General features: G+C 60.4%; 23 protein-coding genes. 11 read left to right on the forward strand and 12 right to left on the reverse strand.

What is annotated here, in order from left to right:
• Window positions 1–79: 79 nt before the first annotated feature.
• The 4 genes from cydB to AC22G1_RS14665 all read right to left on the reverse strand — a co-directional run bounded on the left by cydB (window position 80) and on the right by AC22G1_RS14665 (window position 6,505).
• A complete protein-coding gene (cydB, locus tag AC22G1_RS14650) occupies window positions 80–1,090 on the reverse strand; it encodes a cytochrome d ubiquinol oxidase subunit II (protein WP_417360939.1) in 1,011 nt (336 codons plus the stop codon).
• 14 nt (window positions 1,091–1,104) lie between these two features.
• On the reverse strand, window positions 1,105–2,478 hold the full coding sequence (locus AC22G1_RS14655) for a cytochrome ubiquinol oxidase subunit I (protein WP_487314026.1): 1,374 nt from the start codon (window positions 2,476–2,478) through the stop codon (window positions 1,105–1,107).
• Between the two features lie 98 nt (window positions 2,479–2,576).
• The gene (locus AC22G1_RS14660; protein ID WP_487314027.1) at window positions 2,577–4,901 is read right to left on the reverse strand and encodes an FdhF/YdeP family oxidoreductase; all 2,325 of its coding nucleotides are present in this window, start codon (window positions 4,899–4,901) and stop codon (window positions 2,577–2,579) included.
• Window positions 4,902–5,224: 323 nt separating this feature from the next.
• Complete coding sequence (locus tag AC22G1_RS14665) at window positions 5,225–6,505, reverse strand: alginate export family protein (RefSeq protein WP_487314028.1); 1,281 nt, start codon at window positions 6,503–6,505, stop codon at window positions 5,225–5,227.
• Between the two features lie 276 nt (window positions 6,506–6,781).
• Here AC22G1_RS14665 and modA point away from each other — a divergent pair, with 276 nt between their 5' ends.
• The 3 genes from modA to modC are packed head-to-tail and all read left to right on the forward strand — an operon-like array spanning window position 6,782 to window position 9,228.
• A complete protein-coding gene (gene modA, locus AC22G1_RS14670) occupies window positions 6,782–7,429 on the forward strand; it encodes a molybdate ABC transporter substrate-binding protein (protein WP_487314029.1) in 648 nt (215 codons plus the stop codon).
• An 8-nt stretch (window positions 7,430–7,437) separates the two neighbouring features.
• Window positions 7,438–8,124, forward strand: a complete 687-nt coding sequence (gene modB, locus AC22G1_RS14675) for a molybdate ABC transporter permease subunit (protein WP_487314030.1) — start codon at window positions 7,438–7,440, stop codon at window positions 8,122–8,124.
• A gap of 9 nt (window positions 8,125–8,133) precedes the next feature.
• Window positions 8,134–9,228, forward strand: coding sequence for a molybdenum ABC transporter ATP-binding protein (modC, locus tag AC22G1_RS14680; protein WP_487314031.1), 1,095 nt, complete (start codon window positions 8,134–8,136; stop codon window positions 9,226–9,228).
• On the opposite strand, the gene modE is transcribed toward modC, so the two are convergent.
• Window positions 9,225–10,034, reverse strand: a complete 810-nt coding sequence (gene modE, locus AC22G1_RS14685) for a molybdenum-dependent transcriptional regulator ModE (protein ID WP_487314032.1) — start codon at window positions 10,032–10,034, stop codon at window positions 9,225–9,227. The genes modC and modE overlap by 4 nt on opposite strands.
• A gap of 124 nt (window positions 10,035–10,158) precedes the next feature.
• Between modE and AC22G1_RS14690 the strand changes: the two genes are divergently transcribed.
• A complete protein-coding gene (locus AC22G1_RS14690) occupies window positions 10,159–10,422 on the forward strand; it encodes a DUF4031 domain-containing protein (protein ID WP_487314033.1) in 264 nt (87 codons plus the stop codon).
• Window positions 10,423–10,426: 4 nt separating this feature from the next.
• Here the strand turns inward: AC22G1_RS14690 and AC22G1_RS14695 are convergent, their stop codons facing one another.
• Together AC22G1_RS14695 and AC22G1_RS14700 are read right to left on the reverse strand one after the other, a co-directional pair.
• Entirely contained in the window at window positions 10,427–10,918 is a 492-nt protein-coding gene (locus tag AC22G1_RS14695; protein WP_487316730.1) for a DMT family transporter, read from the reverse strand.
• A 2-nt stretch (window positions 10,919–10,920) separates the two neighbouring features.
• Complete coding sequence (locus tag AC22G1_RS14700) at window positions 10,921–11,358, reverse strand: DMT family transporter (RefSeq protein WP_487314034.1); 438 nt, start codon at window positions 11,356–11,358, stop codon at window positions 10,921–10,923.
• Between the two features lie 111 nt (window positions 11,359–11,469).
• Here AC22G1_RS14700 and AC22G1_RS14705 point away from each other — a divergent pair, with 111 nt between their 5' ends.
• Window positions 11,470–12,405: a LysR family transcriptional regulator gene (locus AC22G1_RS14705; RefSeq protein WP_487314035.1), complete on the forward strand. Its 936-nt coding sequence runs from the start codon at window positions 11,470–11,472 to the stop codon at window positions 12,403–12,405.
• A gap of 22 nt (window positions 12,406–12,427) precedes the next feature.
• On the opposite strand, the gene AC22G1_RS14710 is transcribed toward AC22G1_RS14705, so the two are convergent.
• Entirely contained in the window at window positions 12,428–13,423 is a 996-nt protein-coding gene (locus AC22G1_RS14710) for an aldo/keto reductase (protein ID WP_487314036.1), read from the reverse strand.
• Window positions 13,424–13,814: 391 nt separating this feature from the next.
• Between AC22G1_RS14710 and AC22G1_RS14715 the strand changes: the two genes are divergently transcribed.
• From AC22G1_RS14715 to AC22G1_RS14725, 3 genes are all read left to right on the forward strand, one after another.
• Entirely contained in the window at window positions 13,815–14,087 is a 273-nt protein-coding gene (locus AC22G1_RS14715) for a XapX domain-containing protein (protein WP_487314037.1), read from the forward strand.
• Between the two features lie 88 nt (window positions 14,088–14,175).
• Complete coding sequence (locus AC22G1_RS14720) at window positions 14,176–15,072, forward strand: glyoxalase (RefSeq protein WP_487314038.1); 897 nt, start codon at window positions 14,176–14,178, stop codon at window positions 15,070–15,072.
• A gap of 53 nt (window positions 15,073–15,125) precedes the next feature.
• On the forward strand, window positions 15,126–16,511 hold the full coding sequence (locus tag AC22G1_RS14725; protein WP_487314039.1) for an alginate export family protein: 1,386 nt from the start codon (window positions 15,126–15,128) through the stop codon (window positions 16,509–16,511).
• A 43-nt stretch (window positions 16,512–16,554) separates the two neighbouring features.
• Here the strand turns inward: AC22G1_RS14725 and AC22G1_RS14730 are convergent, their stop codons facing one another.
• Window positions 16,555–17,682, reverse strand: coding sequence for a branched-chain amino acid aminotransferase (locus AC22G1_RS14730; protein ID WP_487314040.1), 1,128 nt, complete (start codon window positions 17,680–17,682; stop codon window positions 16,555–16,557).
• Between the two features lie 191 nt (window positions 17,683–17,873).
• On the opposite strand from AC22G1_RS14730, the gene AC22G1_RS14735 reads away from it, so the two are divergent.
• Window positions 17,874–18,131, forward strand: coding sequence for a YkgJ family cysteine cluster protein (locus AC22G1_RS14735; RefSeq protein WP_487314041.1), 258 nt, complete (start codon window positions 17,874–17,876; stop codon window positions 18,129–18,131).
• On the opposite strand, the gene AC22G1_RS14740 is transcribed toward AC22G1_RS14735, so the two are convergent.
• Window positions 18,128–19,027, reverse strand: coding sequence for a LysR substrate-binding domain-containing protein (locus AC22G1_RS14740; protein ID WP_487314042.1), 900 nt, complete (start codon window positions 19,025–19,027; stop codon window positions 18,128–18,130). The two genes, AC22G1_RS14735 and AC22G1_RS14740, sit on opposite strands and share 4 nt — an antisense overlap.
• A gap of 128 nt (window positions 19,028–19,155) precedes the next feature.
• On the opposite strand from AC22G1_RS14740, the gene dkgB reads away from it, so the two are divergent.
• Entirely contained in the window at window positions 19,156–19,959 is an 804-nt protein-coding gene (gene dkgB / locus AC22G1_RS14745) for a 2,5-didehydrogluconate reductase DkgB (RefSeq protein ID WP_487314043.1), read from the forward strand.
• Between the two features lie 54 nt (window positions 19,960–20,013).
• Here the strand turns inward: dkgB and AC22G1_RS14750 are convergent, their stop codons facing one another.
• A complete protein-coding gene (locus AC22G1_RS14750; RefSeq protein WP_487314044.1) occupies window positions 20,014–20,550 on the reverse strand; it encodes a carboxymuconolactone decarboxylase family protein in 537 nt (178 codons plus the stop codon).
• 118 nt (window positions 20,551–20,668) lie between these two features.
• On the opposite strand from AC22G1_RS14750, the gene AC22G1_RS14755 reads away from it, so the two are divergent.
• Window positions 20,669–21,580: an AraC family transcriptional regulator gene (locus tag AC22G1_RS14755; protein ID WP_487314045.1), complete on the forward strand. Its 912-nt coding sequence runs from the start codon at window positions 20,669–20,671 to the stop codon at window positions 21,578–21,580.
• On the opposite strand, the gene AC22G1_RS14760 is transcribed toward AC22G1_RS14755, so the two are convergent.
• The gene (locus AC22G1_RS14760) at window positions 21,525–23,327 is read right to left on the reverse strand and encodes a PAS domain-containing sensor histidine kinase (RefSeq protein WP_487314046.1); all 1,803 of its coding nucleotides are present in this window, start codon (window positions 23,325–23,327) and stop codon (window positions 21,525–21,527) included. The genes AC22G1_RS14755 and AC22G1_RS14760 overlap by 56 nt on opposite strands.
• Between the last annotated feature and the right edge of the window lie 17 nt (window positions 23,328–23,344).

Consider the following 23,344-nt stretch of genomic DNA (forward strand, 5'->3'; position numbering starts at 1 on the left):
CCGCGGCGCTTGTGCAAAGGAGGGCAAGACCCTCTGAGGTGGGTTACAACGCAAACAGGATTAGGGCTTCACTGGCAAGTTAGTGGTAGGCGTCCCCTACCCGCACCTTGCCGCGGAACACGTAATAGCCCCAGCAGGTGTAGGCCAGGATGATGGGCAAGATGAACAAGGTGCCAATCAGCGCAAACAGCTGGCTCTGGATGGGCGAGGCAGCGGCCCACAAGTCTACCGATGGAGGAATGATGTTGGGCCAGAGGCTAATACCCAGGGCCGCGTAGCCCAAGAACACCAGCAGCAGCACCCCCACAAAAGGCAGGTGCGAGTGGTGGCGGCGCAAGGTCTTGCGGATAAGGGTGGCGGCCAGCAGTGCCAGCACCACCATCAGCCCGAAGCCAACCCCGTGCCCGGCCACCCAGAAGCGGGCCATGTCGCCATGATTGGCACCGGTCCAGAAGATGGTTACCGCAATAATGAGCGCCAGCAGGTACAACAGCGGTTGGCTGATGCTGCGCATCCGCGACTCAAGCATGCCGTCGGTTTTAATCAGCAGCCAGGTGCTGGCCAGCAGCGCATAGGTCACCACCAGCCCCAGGCCGCAAAAGAGCGGGAACGGCGCCAGCCAGTCCAGGGCCGAGCCGGCAAACTGGCGGTTGGCCACCGGAATGCCCGACACATAGGTGCCAAGGGCCACGCCCTGGAAAAAGGTGGCCAGCAAAGAGCCGCCGATAAAGGCTTTGTCCCAGATGTGGCGGCTTTCATCCGACGCCTTAAACCGAAACTCAAAGGCCACGCCGCGAAAAATAAGCCCGGCCAGCACCAACACCAGCGGGATATAGAGCGCTTCTAAAATCACGGCGTAGGCCAGGGGGAAAGCGGCATACATGGCCGCCGCCCCAAACACTATCCAGGTTTCGTTGCCGTCCCATACCGGCGCCACGGTGTTCATCATCACGTCCCGCTCATGGCGGTCCTTGATGAAGGGAAAGAGGATGCCAAGGCCGAGATCAAACCCGTCCATGACCACATACATCATCAAGCCAAAGAGGATGATGACAGCCCAGATGACCGAGAGGTCGATACTTTGAATCATGAGTCAGTCCCCGGTTATTCAGTGATGGACAAAGGTCTGCGAAAGGCGCCGTGCTGGTCGCCATGGCCGTCGTCGCCCTGGGCCGGGCCTTTTTTGACTAGGCGCAGCATGTAGCCAATACCGACGGTAAAGACGGCGAAGTAGATGACCACAAAGAGGGCAAGGGAGAAGCTCAGCTGGTAGACATCGTGGTTGGATACCGCATCTTTGGTGCGCAGCAGCCCATACACCACCCAGGGCTGGCGGCCCATTTCGGTGGTGATCCAGCCGGCCAGCAGGGCGATAAGGCCGGACGGGCCCATCAGCATCACAAAGCGCAAAAACAGGCGATTACGGTACAAACTGCCACGGCGGCGAAGCACCAGCGCCAGCAGGCCGCTCAGCACCATCAACATGCCCAGCCCCGCCATCACCCTGAAGGTCCAGAAAATCACGGTGGAGTTGGGCCTGTCTTCCTTGGGGAAGCTCTTTAAGGCCGGGATCTGCTTGTGCAGGCTGTGGGTGAGGATCAGGCTGCCAAGGTAGGGGATCTCCAGGCTGTATTTGGTTTTCTCGGCGGCCATGTCGGGAATGCCAAAGAGGATAAGGGGGGTCGCCTCGCCGGGTTTGTTCTCCCAGTGGCCCTCGATGGCGGCAATTTTGGCCGGCTGGTGCTCCAGGGTGTTAAGGCCGTGGGCATCCCCCACCACCGCCTGCACCGGCGCGGCGATAAGGATCATCCACATCGCCATGGACAGCATCTTGCGCACCGGCTGCGAGTCGTTGCCGTTAAGAAGATGCCAGGCCGCCGAAGAGGCCACAAAGAAGGCGGTGGAGATAAAGGCCGCCAGCGCCATGTGGCAGAAGCGATAGGGGAAGGACGGGTTGAACACAATCTTGAACCAGTCCACCGGCACCACCCGGCCGTTGACGATGTCAAAGCCCTGCGGGGTCTGCATCCAGCTGTTGGAGGAGAGGATCCAGAACATGGAGATCAAGGTGCCGATGGCCACCATGATGGTGGCGAAAAAGTGCATCTTGCGGCTCACCTTGTGCCAGCCAAACAGCATGACCCCCAAAAAGCCCGCTTCGAGGAAGAAGGCGGTCAGCACTTCATAGGTGAGCAGCGGGCCGGTCACGGCGCCGCCCACGTCGGAGAAACGGGACCAGTTGGTGCCAAACTCGTAAGACATCACCAGCCCCGACACCACCCCCATGGCGAAGTTGACGGCAAAGATCTTTGACCAGAAGTGATAGAGGTTCTTGTAGACGGGGTTGGCCGTTTTCAGCCAAAGCCCCTCAAGCACCGCCAGGTAACTCGCCATCCCGATGGTGATGGCGGGAAAAATAATGTGAAACGAGACCGTGAACGCGAACTGTATCCGCGCCAGATCTAGAGCATGCAACATGTTGTTCCCCTTGTTTTTGGACGCAAGGACTGGCCGGGGCGGCCGTCTGGCGGCCCTGGGAGTCGGTGGTAAAGCGAGGGGCGTCCCTGCCCGGCGGCTCAGACGGCCGAAGAAGCGATCAGCCCGTCGGGCTTGGCTTTCTCGAGCTTGATGGCCACGAATTTGGAAGTAGGCGTAAAGGTGGTGTCGCCGTAACTTTCCAGAGGCACCAGCGGGTTGGTCTCCGGGTAGTAGGCGGCGGCTTGGCCGGTGGGCATGTCGTAGGCCACCAGCTCAAAACCGCTGACCCGCCGCTCGCGGCCGTCGTCCCAGAGCGCCACCATGTCCACCTTGTCACCGGGGGCAAAGCCCAGGCGGCGGATCTCTTGTTCGTTGATAAACACCACTTCCCTGAGCCCAAACACGCCGCGATAACGGTCGTCCAGGCCGTAGAGGGTGGTGTTGTACTGGTCGTGAGAGCGCAGGGTTTGCAAGATGAGGTCGGGCTGGTCGCCACGGGCCAGCACCTCGGGATTAACCAGGCTTACCGGCAGGGCGCTGGCGATAAACTGCGCCTTGCCACTGGCGGTATGCCAGCGGCGCTCGGCGGCACCATTGCCAAGGTAAAAGCCGCCGGGGCGCTGCAAGCGGGTGTTGAAATCGCGAAAGCCGGGAATGGTGTCGGCGATAAGGTCGCGAATGCGGCTGTAATCGCCAATGAGATAGTCCCAATCCACCGGGAAATTGCCCAGGGTGGCCTTGGCGATACCGGCCAGGATAGCGGGCTCTGAGCGCAGCAGTGCCGAGCCGGGTTTTAGCTGGCCAAAGGACAGATGCACCATGGAGAAAGTGTCTTCCACCGTGATGCCCTGCTGGCCCTCGGCCTGCATGTCAATCTCGGTGCGGCCCAGGCACGGCAGGATGATGGCGTCTTTACCCACCACCAGGTGCGAGCGGTTGAGCTTGGTGCTGATTTGCACCGTTAACGCGCAGTTTTTAAGGGCGCTGTGGGTACGAGGGGTGTCGGGGGTGGCCTGGGCAAAGTTACCGCCAAGGGCAATAAACACCTTGGCACGGCCCGCTTCCATGGCCTGAATGGCCTGCACGGCGTTATGGCCGTGGCCACGAGGCGCTTTGAATTTAAAGCGTTTTTCGATGGCGTCCAGCAACCAGGCGGGGGGCATTTCATCAATGCCCATGGTGCGGTCCCCCTGCACGTTGCTGTGGCCCCGCACCGGCGACAAACCGGCGCCAGGCTTGCCAACGTTACCGCGCAGCAGTTGCAGGTTGACTATCTCCTGCACTGTTGGCACCGAGTGCTTGTGCTGGGTAACCCCCATGGCCCAGCACATGATCACCCGCTCGGCGCGCCGGTACATGCCGGCGGCAAGCTCGATGTCGCTCAGGCTAAGGCCCGATTGCGCGATGATCTGCTCCCAGGAGGTGGCGTCCACCTCGGCCAGGTAGTCGTCCATGCCAGTGGTGTGGGTGTTGATAAAGTCGTGGTCGAACACCGCCGGCTCACCTTTTTGCTGGGCTTCACGCTCCCACTGCAACAAAAACTTGGCCATGCCGCGAAAGGCGGCCATGTCGCCCCCCAGCGCCGGGCGAAAATAGGCGGTATTGGTAGGCTCGGCGCCGTTACTGAGCATCTCCAGGGGGTGCTGAGGGTGCTGGAACCTTTCAAGGCCCCGCTCTTTCAAGGGGTTAAAGCACACTACCTGGGCACCGCGTTCTACCGCTTCACGCAGGGGTTCGAGCATGCGCGGGTGGTTGGTACCGGGGTTTTGGCCAATCACGAAGATGGCGTCGGCCTTGGCGAAATCGTCAAACACCACGGTGCCCTTGCCCACCCCCAACGTGGTGCTCATGCCGTGGCCGCTTGCCTCGTGGCACATGTTGGAGCAATCGGGGAAGTTGTTGGTGCCAAAGGCCCGTACAAAAAGCTGGTACAGATAGGCCGCTTCGTTGCTGGCGCGCCCGGAGGTGTAAAACTCGGCCATGTCAGGAGAAGGCAGGCTGCGAAGGTGCTTGGCCACCAGGGCAAAGGCGTCGTCCCAGCCGATGGGCTCATAGTGATCGGTGGCGGCGTTGTAGCGCATTGGGTGGGTCAGGCGGCCTTGGTATTCGAGCCAGTAATCGGTTTGGCGCAGCAGCTGCGCAACACTGTACTTGGCAAAGAATTCAGGGGTGACATAGCGGCCGGTCGATTCCCAGTTCACCGCCTTGGCGCCGTTTTCGCAAAATTTCACCATGCCGCTTTCAGGGGACTCGCCCCAGGCGCAACCGGGGCAGTCAAACCCGTTGTTCTGGTTGGTCTTGAGCATGGCGCGCAGGTTTTTCAGGGGCTTTTCACTGCCCAGCCAGCTTTTGGTCACGCTTTTTAACGCGCCCCAGCCTGCCGCCGGGCCTGAATAGGGTTTGATGTTGTCACTGTTGCTCATCGCTGGCTCCAAGGGCGCCTTAATAGACGCGGTGCTGAAAAGACCGACTGCCCTCCCCCCATGTCTATTGCCGGTTTCGCAAAAAACAGGCAATAGCGGGCCGCAAGCGACGAAATGTCACTTGTTAAACAGGCTCAAAGACGAGTTTCAATACCGGGGAGCGGGTTCGATTAAGAAAATAATGAAATAGCCGGCCACTATCCAATCGAAACATTTGAAGCGCTAATCAACGCTATCTATCAGTGCCAGTGGGCGGCGTAAAAAGGGGGGCGTTGCCAATAAAAAAAGCGCTTCATCAAGAAGCGCTTTTAGCGGCCTGGCCTTTAGAACTTGTAGGTGGCCTGGGTGTAGAAGTAGCTGGTGTTGCCGTCGTCCGGGGCGCTCGGGGCATCGCGGAAGAACTCGCCCTTAATGAGGTAGGCGCCGCCAATTTCCAGTTGCAGCTGCTTCATCAAATCGATGCGCCAGCGAGCCTCGATTTGGTGGCCGACAAAGCGGCCGCTGTCGCCGCTTGCATCACGCAGCCCGGAGCGCGATTGCGAATCGTGGGCCGAGGCCAGCCATACAGCGCGGTAGGCGATAAAGGCGCTTTTGCCAATACCGGGTTTGAAATCCCACTGCACGCCGGGGGAGATGATGTTGGTGCGGGCAAAGGCGCCGTAAATGCCGGTGGGGCCAAAGTCGAAGCGGCTTACCCCGAACAGGGTGTTAAAGCGCTGGGATTTGCCGTCGTTCGGATCGCTGTCGCCACTGGCGTAATCGGCCAGCAATGACAGGCGCGAGGCCAGGGCGTCATCAAACTGGTAACCGATCTGGCCGTGGAACATGCCGGCGTTGACGTCCAAATCGCCGTTGTCACCAAACTGGTAGGCCGCTTCTACCTCATAATGCCACTGGTTGGCGGCGATGGCGTTGAGGTTGCGAAAGCCCAGGGTGCTGAGCTTGAGCCGGCCACGGTTGCTGTCGGTGCCGTAATAGTAAAGCTCCAGGTCGGTGGCGCCCTTGTGGTTCCAGTCCAGGCCCCAGACGTGGTCGTTGCTTTCTTTGTCCAGGTGGGTCTTGTTGTGGTCAAGGTCCTGGCGGTTATCGGGGCGGATGGTCACCGGGTTGAAGTAAAACGCCTGCCAGGTGGCGAAACCGTCGTTATAACTGCCGTAAATACCGTCAAAAGCGTTGATGGTGTTACGAAAACGCTGGCGGGCCATCAGGCGGCGGCTGCCGATATCCAGGGTCTGGCGGCCCACCCGCACCTGCCATTTGTCGCCGTCATGCCAGCCCAGCCAGGCTTGCAGGGGCTCAAGGGTGTTCACATCATCGGTACCGAGGGGGGTGCCGCTGTCGTCGAGCCAGGTGCGGGCATCTTCCAGCTCTACCTGGCCAAGCAGGTTCTCGCCCTGGTATTTGAGGCTGGCCAAAAGCTGTGAGGCCAGCACGCTGTCGTCGCCATGGGCATTGGCGCGGTAGGCGTTTTGCAGGCTTTCATAACGCAGCCGGTAATGGCCGTCGAATTGCCAGGGTGAGGCCTGGTCTGCCAGTACCGCCGAGGAACAGAACAGCAGCGATGCCAAAGGCAACAACGTAGGAAAGGATTGCCCTTTCTTCATGACTTGAGCTCCCAAAAAAGAAAAATAAAAAATAAGAAATTTCGCTTTCACAGCCGAGATGCTGGATTCATGACTTTTAAATATGCGATATATAAAACGCTATATAACGGTAAGCAGAATGCTTTAGAATGACAAGCATCAAAATGAAAGTTGATTGAGGTGAAAGGTATGAAATTGGTTAAAAGTCTGTCTTTAATAACTGTTATTTATTTATTCATTAGTCCCGTCTATGCAAAAGACATTCAAGTGGCGGTAGCGGCCAACTTCACGGCACCGATGAAGCAAATCGCCCAACAATTTGAAAAAACCTCCGGCTACAAGGTGAGCCTGGCCTTTGGCTCTTCCGGCAAGTTCTTTGCGCAAATTAAAAACGGCGCCCCCTATGAGATATTCCTCTCTGCCGACCAGGCCAAACCCATCGCCATGGAAAAAGCCGCCCTGATGGTACCTGGCAGCCGCTTTACCTATGCCATCGGCACCCTGGCGCTGTGGTCGCCTAAAGCCGGGGTGGTCAAAGACGGCGGCGAGCCCCTGCAAAGCGGCCAGTTCAACAAGCTGTCTCTGGCTAACCCCAAGCTGGCCCCCTATGGCCTGGCTGCCACCCAAACCCTTGAAAAAATGCACCTTACCGCCGCCACCCGCGCTAAATGGGTGCAGGGTGAAAACATCTCCCAGACCTACCAGTTTGTGGCCTCCGGTAACGCCGACATCGGCTTTGTGGCGCTGTCGCAGATCATGAGCAATGGCAAAATCACCTCCGGCTCCAGCTGGCTGGTGCCAAGCGAGTATTACAGCCCCATCCGCCAGGACGCAGTGCTGCTTAAAGCCGGGGCCGACGATGCCGGCGCCAAAGCGTTACTTTCGTATCTTCAAAGCGATGCCGCTCGCGCTATCATCCATGCCTACGGCTATAAAACCGAGTAACCCCATCCATGGCTTTTTCCGACGCTGACCTTGCCGCCGTTTGGCTCACCCTGAAGCTGGCCAGCACCGTTACCGCGCTGCTGCTGTTGTTGGGCACCCCCATCGCCTGGTGGCTGGCCCGCACCCGCTCCTGGCTTAAAGGGCCCATCGGCGCCCTGGTGGCCCTGCCGCTGGTGCTGCCGCCAACGGTGCTGGGTTTTTACCTGCTTATCGCCATGGGCCCTAACGGTTTTGTGGGCAAGGCCACCAGTGCCCTTGGCCTTGGCACCCTGCCCTTTACCTTCTGGGGACTGGTGGTGGCGTCGGTGATTTATTCGCTGCCTTTTGTGGTCCAGCCGCTGCAAAACGCCATGGAAGCCATGGGCGAGCGGCCTTTGGAAGTGGCCGCCACCTTAAGGGCCGGCCCCTGGGACCGGTTCTTCAGCGTGGTGGTGCCCCTTGCCAAACCCGGTTTTATCACCGCCGCCGTGCTGGGCTTTGCCCACACCGTGGGGGAATTTGGGGTGGTGCTGATGATAGGCGGCAATATCCCCGGCCAGACCCGGGTGGTGTCGGTACAAATTTATGACCACGTCGAGGCCCTGGAATACGGCCATGCCGAGGTGCTGAGCGCCGCCATGGTTGTTTTTGCCTTTGTGGTACTGCTGGGGCTTTACAGCCTGCAACGTAAAAGCAGCCTGTGGGGCCTCAAGTAAGGAGTGATGGTGTCTAAACACGGTATCGAAGCCCGCTTTGCGCTGGGGCTGACCGGCAAGGGCGAGTCGGCCTTTAGCCTGGATGTTGACCTCACCCTGCCCGGCCAAGGGGTCAGCGCCATTTTCGGCCACTCAGGCTCAGGCAAAACCACCTTGCTGCGCTGCCTGGCCGGCCTTGAGCGCGCCCCGGTGGGGCGCTTGACGGTCAATGGCGATACCTGGCAAGACCAGGGCCTCTTTTTGAAAACCCATAAAAGGCCGCTGGGGTACGTGTTTCAAGAATCGAGCCTGTTCCCGCACCTTACCGCCAAAGGCAACCTCGATTACGCCACCAAGCGCTCTGGTAAAGCCACCCCCGAGGCGCTTTATCAAAAGGTGCTGGCGGTGATGGGTATCGAGCCGTTGCTGGGGCGATACCCGCACCAGCTCTCCGGCGGCGAGCGCCAGCGGGTGGCCATTGCCCGGGCGCTGTTGATCCAGCCCAGCCTGCTGTTGATGGACGAACCCCTGGCCGCTCTTGATATGGCGCGCAAGCAGGAGATCCTCCCCTACCTTGAAAAGCTGCGTACCACCTTTGCGCTGCCGGTGGTGTATGTCAGCCACGCCATGGATGAAGTGGCGCGCTTGGCCGACCACGTGGTGGTTATGCAAGCAGGCAAGGTGAAGGCCGAAGGGGCCGTGGGGGAGGTGTTTTCGCGCCTCGATTTACCGCTGCCGGCAGGGGACGACGCCAGCGTGGTGTGGCAAGGGCAGCTGGCAGAGCGAGACCCACTGTGGCATCTGGCCAAGGTGGCCTGCCCTGGGGGCGCGCTTTGGGTCAGAGACAACGGCGATACCCTGGGCGGCCCGGTGCGGCTTCGGGTTCAGGCCAGAGACGTGAGCCTGAGCCTTAGCCGCCACAGCGATTCGAGCATCCTTAACCTGCTGGCGGTCGAGGTGGAGCAAATCGTGCCAGACAAAGACGACGCCATGGTGCTGGTGCGCCTTAAGGCCCAAAACGACCACCTCATTGCCCGCCTGACCCGCCGCTCGGCCAGCACCCTGGCCTTGCAACCAGGGCAATCTTTGTGGGCGCAGATAAAATCGGTGGCGATTGTCCGTTAACCTTCTTTGAGCAAAATGACGCTGGGCGCTTTAAAAAGCGCGCAGGCGTCTATCCCTTCGGCAAGGGCCAGGCTTTGGGCACTGGTGTTGGTGACGATGGCGCTCACCGCCTTGCCGCCGCCGATATCCAGGGTCACGTCGCTGTTAACGCTGCCAGTCAGCACCCTGGCCACCTTGCCCACCAGCTTGTTGCGGGCGCTGGTTTGAATGGTTGTGTCAGTGCTCACTATCACCGATGAGGCTTTCACTAAAGCGATAACCTCGCTGCCTTCCACCAAGCCCAGGCGCTCGACGCTGTCACGGGTGATCATCGCCACCAGCGGCTGGCCGGCGCCAATATCCAACTCCACTTCAGCGTTGATGGCGCTGGCGGTAATGCGGCGAATAAGGCCGCGAAACTGGTTCCTGGCGCTGGTATGCAAGCTGCCTCCTTTCATAAATGACGCCACATCGTTAAGCGACTGCACCTTATTGCCCAGTTGGGCGATAAAGCGCCGGTGCTCGTCCTGCAACTGTTCAAAGCCCGCCACGATGCGAAGGCCATGCTCGGTGAGCCGGGTGCCGCCGCCCTGGGCGCCGCCGGTGGTGCGGCTTACCAGCGCTTGGCTCGACATATTGTTCATGGCATCGATGCGATCCCAGGCGGTTTTGTAGCTTATTCCCACCAGCTTGGCGGCCTTGGAAATAGAGCCGCTTTGTTCAACGGCCTTAAGCAGCGCCACCTGCGCCTCGGCCAGGGGCTGCTGGCCGTTGGACCAGAAGATATCGCCCTGCAACTGGCCCTTGGGGCCCTGGGGTTTGGTCATGCACTTTGCCTTTGCAAGAAGCGTTGGCGCCATTATCACCAATAGCCGCCGCGGTTGCGACCTTTGCCGCCAGCCCCCAGCTTTGGTAAAGTGCAGGCGTTTTTTTAAGCAAAAGAGCGTGGTAGTGGCGGTTTACGTAGACAACATGCAGGCGCCCTTTCGGGGCATGGTGATGTGCCACATGCTGGCCGACACCGAGGCCGAACTTCATGCTATGGCCGATAAAATCGGCATACAGCGGCGCTGGCATCAGCACCCCGGCACCCACAAAAGCCATTACGACATCAACCAGGACATGCGCGCCCTGGCCGTTGCCCACGGCGCCGTGGAGATCACCTTAAAAGAAAGCGGGCGCATTGTCCGCGCCCGCCGTCTGGCCAAAACCTGAGCCCTTAGCTCTTCTCAGCCAAGGCCTCTGGCGCCGCTGGCTCGGCGCTGGCCGCTTTTTTATTACTCAAGTAGATAAACCACAGCGCCGCCGCCAGGCACAGCGCCGCCAGCACCCTGTTACTGGAAAAGGCGATGGCCTCATTGCCCAGCCAACCGAAGCTGTCTATCACCATGGACATGGCCAACTGCCCGAGGATCACAGCCACCGTGGCCACAGCGGTACCAATGCGCTGCACCGCAAACACCATGGTCAGCACATACACCAGCCCCAAAAACGAACCGGTCAGCTGCCACTTGGGTACATCAAACAAAGTGACATTTCGGGCCGGCTCGAAAAACAGCACCAGCAACCCGCTCACCAGGGTACCTACCAAGAAGGTTAAAAAGGTGGCCCTGATACTGCCCTGCACGGCGCCAAGGCGCCCGTTTACCGCCGCCTGAATACTCAGCAGCGCGCCGCCCAGCACCGCCAGCAGCACCATCATTAACACCAACATCATTGCCCTCCTGCGATAAGCGCCAGTGCCGCCGCCACAAAGCCAAGGGCGATGAGGTGGTGGCGATTAACCGGGCGCTTTGGCACCCCAAAAAGACCGAAGTGGTCGATAACGAGACTTTTCACCACCTGCCCGGCCAGGATGCCGGTCATGGCCAAGGTGACCCCGATAACCGGGGTAACGATGGTGAGGATCACCACATACCCCGGGCCGAGGATGCCGCCGGTCAGCTGCCAGCCTGGGGCGCTGAAAAACGATACCGGCTGGCGCGGCCCCCACAGCAGCATCAACAAAAACGCCAGCACCGCCTCTACCGCAAACAGGCTAAAACACGCCCAGTAATGCCCTACCTGTTGGCCAAGTGGCCCCAAAATGCCGGCCTCAACTGACAAGCCCATGCCGGCTATCACCACCAGCACCATGGCAAGCAACTTCATAACGCCTCGCGCTTTCAATCAATAAAGCGGGCATTTTAGGGAGGGATACTTGTTTGAAAAATGCGATGATAAACACAACTTCTGTGCAAGATACGCATAAGGAACAGGGCCATGACGGTCAATATCAAAGCCATGCAGCTGTACGTGGCCACCCTGGAGCTGGGCAACTTCTCGGAGGTGGCGCGCCGTGAGGGCATGTCCCCCTCTTCGGTGTCGCGTATCGTGCAGCAACTGGAGACCGAGCTTGGCAGCCAGCTGCTCTATCGCAATACCCGCGCCGTTGAGGCCACCGAAGCCGGACGCCTTTATGGCGACACCTTCCGCCAGATGCTCGCCACCCTCGACGACACCAACCGGCGCCTGCAGGCCAGCCAAAGCGAGCCCGGCGGCCTGGTACGCATCAATGCGCCGGTGACCTTTGCCCAAAAGCACATCGTGCCCTGGCTGGCCGAGCTGACCGGCCGCCACCCTGCCCTTCGCCTTGAACTGGTGCAAACCGACGACTTCATCAATCCCCTGGCCGACGCCGCCGACTTGTTGTTTCGCATCGCGCCACTGCAAGACTCCGGCCTGCACCTGCGGCTGGTCGACAAACCCCGTTATTTTCTGGCCGCCAGCCCCGGCTACCTAGCCCGGCACGGCGCGCCGCAAACACCGCAGCAGCTCTACCAGCACAACTGCCTGGTCTATAAAGGCAAAATGGGGATGCAGCGGGCCTATTTCAGCGCCGCCGGGGCGCCGCTGGAGGTACACACCTTTGGCGGCTCGCTGGTGGCCAACAACGCCGACAGCCTGGTCAGCGCCGCCCTGGATGATGTGGGTATTGTGATGATGCCCGATTGGCAAATAGGCCACCTGCTGCAAAGCCGAGCGCTGCAGCCCGTGCTGAGCGACTACCAAGTAGCACCGGGCCACCAGCAGCAGGTAATTGCCATGCTCTACCCTCAGGCGCGTTTTTTACCGGCGGCGGTGCGCAGCGTGATTGATTTTTTTGCCGAGAAATACGGCCCCACGCCTTATTGGAAATACCCATCAAAAGACCAATAAAAAGCGCCTTGCGGCGCCTTTTTTATTGGTGCCCGGTAATGCTGTGGGGCTGATAGTGCTGCTCAAGCTGGGCGATTTCCTCATCGGTTAGCTTAAAGGCCAGGGCCGCCACCGCATCGTCCAGCTGCGCCGTTTTCGAGGCGCCAACAATGGGCGCCGAGACTTGCGGCTTGGCCAGCACCCAGGCCAGGGCCACCTGAGCCATGGGCACGCCCCGGGCCTTGGCCACCGCCTCGACGGCATCAATCACTTGGCCATCGGCCTGCTCGGTACGCTCATACAGGGTTTTCCCAAAGACATCGGATGCGCTGCGGGCCGTGCCCTGGCCGCGTGGGCGAGTCAGGTGGCCACGGGCCAGCGGGCTCCAGGGCATCAGCCCAACGCCTTGGTCGGCGCACAAGGGGATCATCTCCCGCTCCTCTTCGCGGTACAGCAGGTTCAGGTAGTTCTGCATGGACACAAAGCGGGTCCAGCCGTTTTGGCTCGCCACCGCTTGGGCCTTGGCAAATTGCCAGGCAAACATCGAGGACGCGCCGATATAGCGGGCCTTGCCGGCTTTTACCACGTCGTGCAGCGCTTCCATGGTTTCTTCGATGGGGGTGTCGTAGTCCCAGCGGTGGATTTGGTAGAGATCCACATAATCGGTGCCGAGGCGGCCAAGGCTGGCGTCAATCTGCGCCATGATCGCCTTGCGCGACAATCCCTTACCGTTGGGGCTGGCCGGGGCGCCAGCGGCGCCGGGCGGGAAGAACACCTTGGTGGCCAGCACGATGTCGTCGCGGCGAGTAAATTCCTTGAGAAACTTGCCCACCATTACTTCTGAGGTGCCAGCAGAGTAGCTGTTGGCGGTATCAAAGAAGTTGATGCCCTGCTCCACGGCGTGGCGAAAAATGGGCCGCGAACGTTCTTCATCCAAGGTCCAGGGGTGGGCGCCGGCGTTTGGCTCGCCAAAGGTCATGCAGCCCAGGCACAGCCTGGAGATGTCCAGCCCGGTAGTGCCCAGTTTGGTGTATTCCATGGTGGCTCGCTCCTTTGCGATAGGCCCGGCCGCCAGGGCACCGGGCCATAAGATGTTGGTAATACCCAGCCTACCATTTGCCCCCCATGCCCAGCCCAAATAAACGCTGTGTTTTACAGCAACGCCTTTTATTGGGCCGCCTGAACATCCTTTAACGTTAATAACAAAACGCGGCGCATATTTAATAAAGGGCAAAAACAGCCAGAAAATAAGCCGTTAAATGTAAATGCGGCTATCTGCTTTAAAAAGTGGAAACAAAGTTATTCCAGGCGGCGCGTATTACGACACAGATCCGCCATTTATAGTCCGGATATCACTCGCCACTTTCTTTCGTCAGGCCGCAAGCAAGCGCAGCCTGCGGCCTGTTGTTGCCTTTAAGGAGTTTCGCATTATGAAGATCTATTTATTTTCCCTGGCTGCCGGTTTATTGGTAGGCGTGATTTACAGCCTGCTCAATGTCCGCTCCCCCGCGCCGCCGCTGGTGGCCCTGGTTGGTCTGCTGGGGATCCTGGTCGGTGAGCAGGTGATCCCGGTTGGTAAACAGCTGCTCAAGGGCACCGCCTTTTCTACCGCCTGCGACAAAGCTGACGCGGTAGACCATGTGCTTGGCCAATTGCCGGGCCGCCAGGCCGATAAAAAAGCCGAGCAAGAAGAAAAAGCCTGAATAACGGGCTTCGCCCCTGGCGAAGCCGGCTTCAGCCTTGCCATTACACGCCATTCCCCTTCGTTGTCTTTATCAAGGAGTTCATCCCGTGCCTTCTATTAAATCCCTGCTGCTTGGCGCCCTGTTTGCCGGCAGCGCCGCGCTGTCATCCCAGGCCGCCATGGCCGAAGACGCCGGCTTTGCCGTCGGCCCTCAATACGACACCACCCACGTTTATGTGGATGCCAAAGACTTCAACCACTTTGTGAAAAGCTTTGTGGACACCTTCGGCGGCAAAACCAGCAAGCAAGGGGTGTTTCAGGTAACCCCGACCGCCAGCAAGACCATGTCGCAACTGGCGCTGACCCCGGCTGGCACCATTTCAGTATTCGGTTTTAAAACCCCGGTTCCCTACCCCTTTGGCGCCGAGCGTACCGGCTACCTGGTCACCGACATGGACGCGGCCCTGGACTCGGCAGTGAAACACGGTGCCACCCGCCTGGTAGAAGCCTTCCCTGACCCCATCGGCCGCGACACCGTTATCCAGTGGCCGGGCGGCGTGAACATGCAGCTCTACTGGCACACCCAAAAGCCCCATTACGACCCCCTGGCAACAGTGCCGGAAAACCGCATCTATTTGACCCAGGACGCCGCCGACACCTTTATCAAGGACTGGGTTGCCTTCTCCCATGGCACAGTGGTGTCTGACGAGAACGCCGCCCCCGGCAGCGCCGCTGGCCTTAGCCACCCCATCCGCCGGGTACGCATTGATTCTGGCTACGGCAAGATGACGGTGCTGGTGACCAAGGGCCAACTGCCCTGGCCCTATGGCCGCGACATGACCGGCTATGAAGTCAGCGACCTCAAAGCCACCTTGAAAAAGGCCAAAGCCGCCGGTGTTGAAGTGCTGGTTGCCCCTTATAACGCCGGTGACCGCGAAGCGGTGATGGTGCGCTTCCCCGGCGGCTATATCGCCGAAATTCACCAGCTGCACCACGCCTCCTAATCCGCTGCACCCTTAAGGCCGGGCTTACCCGGCCTTTCTTTTAAGGATCCACCATGACATATCGCCACCGAAGCTGGCTGCTGCTGGCGCCGTTGCTGGCCATGGCCGCAAGCACTGCCAATGCCGCTACCGGCCGCCCGGCCATCCTCTCCAATCGCTGGCAAGAAGACTGGTCAGCCCTGGCCGACCCGGCCCTGAAAACCCAGCCTCTCGATAGCCTCAAATACATCTCCCTCGGAGACGACCCGGCCAACTACCTGTCGTTGGGGGCCAACCTCAGAGAACGCTATGAAACCAACCACAGCCCCCGCTTTGGCACGGTTGCTGGGCAAGGCGACGGCTACCTCATCAACCGCATGGAAGTGCATGCCGACCTGCGCCTGGGAGAGGTACAAACCTTTGTGCAGTTGCAAAACGACAGCGCCCCCGGGAAGAAAAACAAAGGGCCGGCCGACGCCAACAAGCTGGATTTGGAGCAAGCCTTTGTGGCGCTGGTACACCCCATAGGCAATGACACCCTCAAGATACGGGCTGGCCGCCAGCAGTTCGCCTTTGACTTGCAGCGCTTTGTGTCAGTTCGCGAAGGGCCTAACGTGCGCCGCTCCTTTGACGCCCTGTGGTCAGACTATGAAACCGGCCAGTGGCGCTTTATCGGCTATTACAGCCAGCCTGTGGTCAACAAGGACCGCCACAGCTTTGACGACACCAGCTCCCACCACCAGCGCTTTTATGGTGCCCGCGTCGAGCGCCTGGTGCTGGGGGGCAACGAGTTGTCGGCCTATTGGTCACGCTTTGCCGACGCCGACGCCCACTTCTTAACGGTGTCAGGCAACGAGCAGCGTGATGTCTGGGATCTGCGTTTTGCCGGCAAAAAGGCAAACGTTGATTGGGACCTGGAAGCCATGTTGCAAACCGGTGATATTGGCGGCCAGCGCATTCGCGCCTGGGGCTCGGGCAGCCGGGTTGGCTACACCTTCAAAGACGTAGCCCTGGCGCCAAGGCTTGGCATGCAACTGGACGCCGCCTCCGGCGATACCAACCCCAACGACAACAAGCTCGGCACCTTTAACCCCTTGTTCCCCAATGGCTCATACCTGAACCTCGCGGGCTACACCGGCTATGTGAACTTCATTCACGTCAAACCCTCCATCACCATCAAGCCCATGGCGAACTTGAGCCTGATGGGCGCGGTGGCCGGGTTGTGGCGGATGACCACTGACGACGCGGTGTACACCATGCCCAGCATCGCCGTGCCCAACACCGCTGGCCACGGCAGCCGCTACACCGGCGCCTACGGCCAGCTGCGCCTGGACTGGAAGGTCAACGGCCACCTGAGCACCGCCATCGAAGCGGTGCACTACCAGGTGGGTAGCAGCCTCAAAGCCGCTGGCGGCTCGGACAGCGATTATCTCGGGGTCGAATTTAAATTCGGCTGGTAACAAAAAGGCCTCCCAAAGGGAGGCCTTTTCTTAAGGAGCGGCGTTAGCCAAGCTGCACCATCCAGCCGTGGGGGTCTTCACTGCGGCCGTATTGGATATCCAGCAGCGCGGCCTTGAGCATGGCGGTCACTTCGCCGCCTTCGCCGTTGCCGATGGTGAAATCGTGGCGGTTGCCGGTCACCTTGCCGATGGGGGTAACCACTGCGGCGGTGCCGCAGGCAAAGGCTTCTACCAGGCGGCCGCTTTGGGCGTCTTGCTGCCATTGGTCGATGGAGTAGCGCTCTTCGCGCACCGTCAGGCCCTTGTCCATGGCCAGTTGGATGATGGAGTCGCGGGTAATACCGGGCAGGATGGTGCCGGTCAGGGGCGGGGTCTGGATGGAGCCGTCGTCAAACACGAAAAAGACGTTCATGCCCCCCAGCTCTTCCACCCATTGGCGCTCCACGGCGTCGAGGAACACCACCTGGTCGCAGCCCTGGCGGCCCGCTTCGAGCTGCGCCACCATGGCCGCGGCGTAGTTGCCGCCGCATTTAACATCGCCGGTGCCGCCAGGGGCGGCGCGGGTGAAATGGTCAGACACCCACAGCGATACCGCTGCTGCGCCGCCTTTAAAGTAGGCCGCCACCGGCGAGGCAATAACGCTGAACAGGCACTGGTCAGCCGGTTTCAGGCCCAAGGTGGCGTCGGCCGCCAGCATAAAGGGGCGCAGGTACAGTGAGGCGCCGTCCTGCTCGGGGATCCAGTCGCGGTCAAGGTCGCTGATGGCCTTTACCGCCTCGATAAACAGTTCTTCGGGCAGCGGCGCCATGGCCAGGCGGCGGGCCGAATTGGCAAAGCGGCGGGCGTTGGCGTCGGGGCGAAACAGCGCCACGCCGCCACCAGCCTGGCGGTAAGCCTTGAGGCCTTCAAAAATTTCAAGGCCGTAGTGCAGCACGGTGGTGCCGGGGGAGAACTGAAAATCATGGCGAGCCGCCAGCTTGGCGTCATACCAGCCGCGCTCATTGCTGTGCTGTACCGTCACCATGTGGTCGGTAAAGACCTTGCCAAACACCGGGTTGGCGAGCAGCGCCTGGCGCGCCTCGGCAGAAGTGGGGTTGGCGGTAGGCTCAATAACAAGGCTCGGTGACGGCTGGCGGGTCATGGGTACTCCAAAAGGTCTGACGGTTTTCATGCTGTGCCGGACGGCGTCTTTAACTGCGCGGCCCGGAGCCTTCAGAGACTGCCTTTGTCGCCACAAAAGTGCAATAGCCCAGCGCCGCCTAACGACATTGCGAGCCAAGGCACAGTCCGCCGCCGCTTTGAGTGATCTGGCAGCGCTTTTCGGTCACAATCGGCGCCCAACTTTTGTGGTGCCCCAATTGAATGAATTGTCGTGAACACTGCGGGGCCTGCTGCACTGCGCCGTCCATCACCAGCCCCATCCCCGGCATGCCAGACGGCAAGCCCGCCAACGTACCCTGCGTGCAGCTCGATGAGCAGTTTCGCTGCAAGATTTTCGGCAAGCCCGAGCGCCCGGCCTTTTGCGCCGGCCTCAAACCCTCTAATGAAATGTGCGGCGACAGCCGCAGTCAGGCCATGAAGTGGCTTGGGGATCTTGAAATAGCCACCCGCCCGCTTTAATCAAAACCCCGCTCGCCAATGGCGCCGGCCAGGTAGGCAATAAAAGAGCTTATCCGCGCCGACACCGCCGTGTTGCGATAATACACGGCATTGATGCTCTGGCGCTGGCTGAGGGTTTGCTCGTCAAACAGGCTCACCAGGCGCCCGGTTTTACGGTCATTTGCGGTCATAAAATCCGACAAACAGCAGATACCGCCGCCATTGAGTGCCAGTTGCCGCACCGTTTCGCCGCTTGAGGCACGAATGGCCGGGCGCACGTGCAGGCGCTGGCCCCTGGCGTCCAGCAGCGGCCAGTCGTTAAGGTGCTCGGGCTGGCTAAAGCCCAGCAAGGGGTGCCCGGCAAGCTCGCTCACCTGCTGCGGCGTACCGGCCTTTGCCAGGTAGTCGGGGCTTGCCAGTACCCGCACCTGGCTTTGGCCTATGGCTTTGGCGTGCAAGGTAGAGTCTTTGAGCTCGCCGATGCGAATGGCAAGGTCGGTGCGCCGCTCCAGCAAGTCGATAATGCCCTCGTTGCTGTTAAGCTCCAGCTCCACCTCGGGGTACTGGCGGCGATACCCGGCCACCAGCGGCGCGATAACGTGCAGCATAAAGGGGGTGGCAGCGTCCACCCGCAGCAGGCCGGCCGGTTTGCTGCGCCTGATGGCCAGCATCTCTTCACTGGCCTGCACCGAGCTGATGATGTCGCGCACCCGGGCCAGGTAATCCCGGCCCTCCTCGGTTAACGACAACCGCCGGGTGGTGCGGCGCAGCAAGGTGGTGCCGAGCTTTTCTTCAAGCCGCGCCAAGGTGCGGCTGGTGGCCGAGACGGTCTGCTCAAGCCGCTCGGCGGCCGCGCTGATAGAACCGCAATCCACCACCGCAATAAACACTTGCATCTCGTCGAGGGTCGCCTTCATCTTTGACCTTCTATCAAATATCTTTCCAGCTTTAATGGCTTTTTTGGAAAGTATCATCCCGGCAGACTGGCGTTAATTCAAGGTCCGGCATCCGGCCGGTTTTTCCCTTACCCATTGAGGAGATGGTTATGCGCATTCCCGCCTTTGGCGTTGGCACCTTCCGCCTGCAAGGCCAGGTTGTCATTGATTCGGTACGCACTGCGCTGGAGCTTGGCTACCGCGCCATCGACACCGCCCAGATTTACGGTAACGAGGCCGAGGTCGGCCAGGCCATCGCCGAGAGCGGCGTGCCCCGCGACGCACTTTTTATCACCACCAAGATTTGGGTAGACAACTACCACCCGGACAAGCTGATCCCAAGCCTCAAGGAGAGCCTGGCCAAACTGCGCACCGAGCAAGTGGATCTGACCCTCATCCATTGGCCGGCGCCCGGCAATGGCGTGGCTCTGGCCGACTACATGGCGGCGCTCAATGAGGCCAAGGCCCAGGGCCTGACCCGCCAGATTGGCGTGTCCAACTTCAACATTGCCCAGCTCAAAGAGGCCATGGCGGTGGTGGGTAAAGACGCCATTGCCACCAACCAGATTGAGCTCAGCCCCTACCTGCAAAACCGCAGCGTCACCGCCTTTATGAAAGACGCGGGCATCCAGGTAACCTCTTACATGACCCTGGCTTACGGCAAGGTGCTGGCCGACCCGGTGCTGGCCGACATCGCCCAGCGCCACCAGGCCACCCCGGCCCAGGTCGCCCTGGCCTGGGCCATGCAGCTTGGTTACTCGGTTATTCCCTCTTCCACCAAGCGGGAGAACCTGGCCAGTAACCTGCTGGCCCAAGAGCTGGTGCTTACCGCAGAGGATATGGCGAAGATTGCCGAACTGGAGCGAAACGGCCGCGAAGTAGACCCTAAAGGCCTGGCCCCAGACTGGGATTAAGCAGAAGGTTAAAAATAAAAAAGGCGGCCTGGGCCGCCTTTTTTATTGGCCGGGTTAGTTCACTTTGGGAAAGTCCAGCACGGTGTCGTTGACCCTGTTGATCATATTGGTAAAGAGGATGGCGCTGATGGCGCTGATGGCCTCGACTATCTGGCGGTCGCTGTAACCGGCCGTTTTAAGGGCCTCAACTTTGCTGGCGGCCAACGTGCCGCTGCTTGCCACCAGATCGCGAGCAAAGGTGATAAGGGCGTCGATGGCGGCGTCATCTTGGTAGATACCGTGGCGCAGCGCCTGAATTTGCTCGGCGCTAAAGCCCGCGCCTTTGGCGGCCAGGGTGTGGGCTGCCAGGCAGTAATCACAGCCGCTCACTTCGCTCACCGCCAGATTGATGGCCTCCAGCTGTTTGGCGTTCAGGCTGCCCTTTTTCAAGGCGGCGTTATGGGCCAGGGCCTGGGCCAGCACCGCCGGGGCGTTGCTGCCGATAACGGCGTAAGAGTTGGGCACTTTACCCACGGCGCCTTTGATGGCGGCAAAGAGTTCGGCGGTTTGGCCAGTGGCGTCGGTGACGGGCAGGGTCTGTAAACGGCTCATGGTGTCTCTCCTGATAAATGCTGTCGCCCCGTTGGCGATGGCTTCATATTAGGGAGCGGCCGGTGCACAATCTGCGCTCAAAAATCGCTACTTTATGCTCTATCGTCTCAGGAGGGTCATGGACAACCTCAGCCACCTCGTGCAGCTACTGGCGCCCCAATGCAGTGTTGACCTCCATTGTCGCTTTGCCGGCCACTGGCAGGCAGACCACCCGCAGCAGGCTCTGGGGGTGATCCCCTATCACTTGATTTTGCGCGGCAGCGCCGTGCTGGAGCTGGGCAATAAACGCCTTGCCTTATCGAGCGGCGACATCGTGCTGTTGCCAAACGCCAGCGCTCACCAGCTCAAAAGCCTCACCCATAAAGGCCAGATGGCGCCGCTACTGACCCGCCACGGCGGCGCTTTAACCGCCCTTGAGCGCCAGGGCGACGGGCCTGAATTAGAGATGCTGTGCGGGGAGTTCAAGATAGGCCGCCATGGCGCTTTGCTGTTTGGCCAGCAGCCGCCCTGGCTGCACATTGCCACCCAGCAGCGCGATGATTGCCAGGAGTTGGGCGCCCTGGTGCGGATGATGGCAAGAGAAAGCCAGGCCAATGCCCCCGGCGGCGCGGCCATTGTAACCGAGCTGTCGGCCGCGCTTTTTACCCTGGTGCTGCGCGCGCTGCTGGCCGAGCAGCACACCGCGCAAGGCTGGCTAAAGCTGATGGCCAACAGCCGCATCGCCGGGGCCATTAGCGCCGTACTGGCCGAGCTCCAGGCTCCTTGGACCTTGCAACGCATGGCCGAGTGCTGCCATTTGTCTCGCGCCAGTTTTGCCCGGCACTTTGCCGCCAGCTACCACCTTACGCCCCAGCAATGGCTCACCCAGGTGCGCATGACCTTGGCCGCGAGGTTGCTGCTGGAGCAGCCCCACGGCATCGGCCTTATTGCCGAGCAATGCGGTTATTTGTCACAGGCCGCCTTTAGCCGGGCCTTTAAAGAGGTGCATGGTCAGCCACCTGGGCAATATCGGCGGCCACCGGCAGGGTAAAGCTAAAGCGGGCGCCGCCACTTGCCGGGGTTTCGGCCCAGATCTGCCCGCCGTGGGCTTCGATAATGGAACGGCAAATGGAAAGCCCCATGCCCATGCCTTCTTCGCGGGTGGTATAGAAGGCATTGAACAGCTGCTGATGCTGGCCGGGCGGTATGCCCATGCCAGAATCGGTAACGCTGAAGGTCAGGCTCTGGCCTGTTTTACTGATATCAAGGCGCAAGTGGCGGGCCTCTTCAGGCACCTGGGCCATGGCCTGAATGGCATTTAAGATGAGGTTCAGCAGTACCTGCTGCAACTGCACCCTGTCGCCAGTGATTGGCGGCAAAGATGAAGGGTGCTCCAGGCTTGAGCGCACCTTTTTTCGCTCCAGCTCGTGGCGCACCATGGCCAGCACGTCATCAATCAGCGCCACGCATTGCAAAGGGCCGTGCTGGGCCTGGCTGTTGCGGGCCATGTCCCGCAGCCGGCGGATGATCTCCCCGGCCCGGCGCCCTTCGGCCACCATGGCGGCCACACCGGCTTTAATTTCTTCCGTGGCAAGCTCGGGCTGGTTTAGCCAAAGTTGAAGCGCCTCGCCATGGGTGACCACGGTGGTGAGCGGCTGATTGACCTCATGGGCAATAGAAGCCGCCAACTCCCCGAGGCTTAGCACCCGACTGGTATGGGCCAGCTCGGCCTGGGCCTTGATAAGGGCCTCCTGGGCACATTTACGCTCCTGAATATCGGTGCTGGTGCCGTACCAGCGAGCTACCTGGCCGTCGTCACCGTAAATCGGCAAGGCGCGGTGTAAAAACCAGCGGTAGCTGCCGTCACTTAGCCGCAGCCTGGCCTCCACTTCCAAACCCTGCTTTTGAGACTGCCAGGCCAGTTGCCACTTGGCGTCCCACTGGGCAGTGTCGTCGGGGTGGAGCAATTGGCACCAGCCAAGCGTCTTGGCTGACTCCCCAAACCCCTGCGCCTGCCAATGGGCGTTAACGTAGTCGAGGGACATATCGGGGCGGCTTATCCACACCAGCGCCGGGATAGTAGCCAGGGCAACCCGTTTGCTGCGCTCTTGCTCTTTGAGGCTGGCCTCGGCCTTTTTGTGTTCGGTGATGTCGTTGTTGCTCTCCAGTATCGCCAGGGGCCGGCCACGGCTGTCGCGCAGTAGCGCCCAGCGGCTGGAAACGGTCAGCCAGGCGCCGTCGGCGCGCTGCTGGACCAGCTCGCCCTCCCAGCGGCCGGTGCGCATCAGCTCGCTGGTGATGGGAGCAACCGATTGCTCGGCACCGGTGTTAAGGAGCTCATGGCTCACCCGGCCCTGAACCTGCTGGCGGCCAAAACCGTAGAGCTCTTCGGCGCCGCTATTCCAATACTGAATTTTATCGTCAAGGCCGCGTACAAAGATGGCGTCGTGAGTCAGCTCCAGCAGGCTTGCCTGGCGCTCAAGCTCACGAAAAGCGTTGCGGCTACGCCCCACCAAGAGGCCGGTGGCAATAATGGCAACCAGGCTGATAACGAAATGGAGCGGGTTGCCCGAGCCCAGCATGAACCCCAGCCAGGAAAGGCCCAAACAGCCAAGGATGATGGCGATAAGCCCCAGGCGACTGGCAAAGTTGGCGGCCATGGCCACCACAATCACATACAGGGTGGCCATGGCCATATCGAAATGGGTGAAGTAATCGAGGCTGAAAATCAGCAAAGCAACCAGCAAGGTCAGGGTGATGCAGAGCCGTTTGGGCACCGGGATCAAACTGTATGACAACGGAGGATTCATCAACG

The sequence above is a fragment of the Gallaecimonas zhanjiangensis genome, assembly GCF_057624825.1.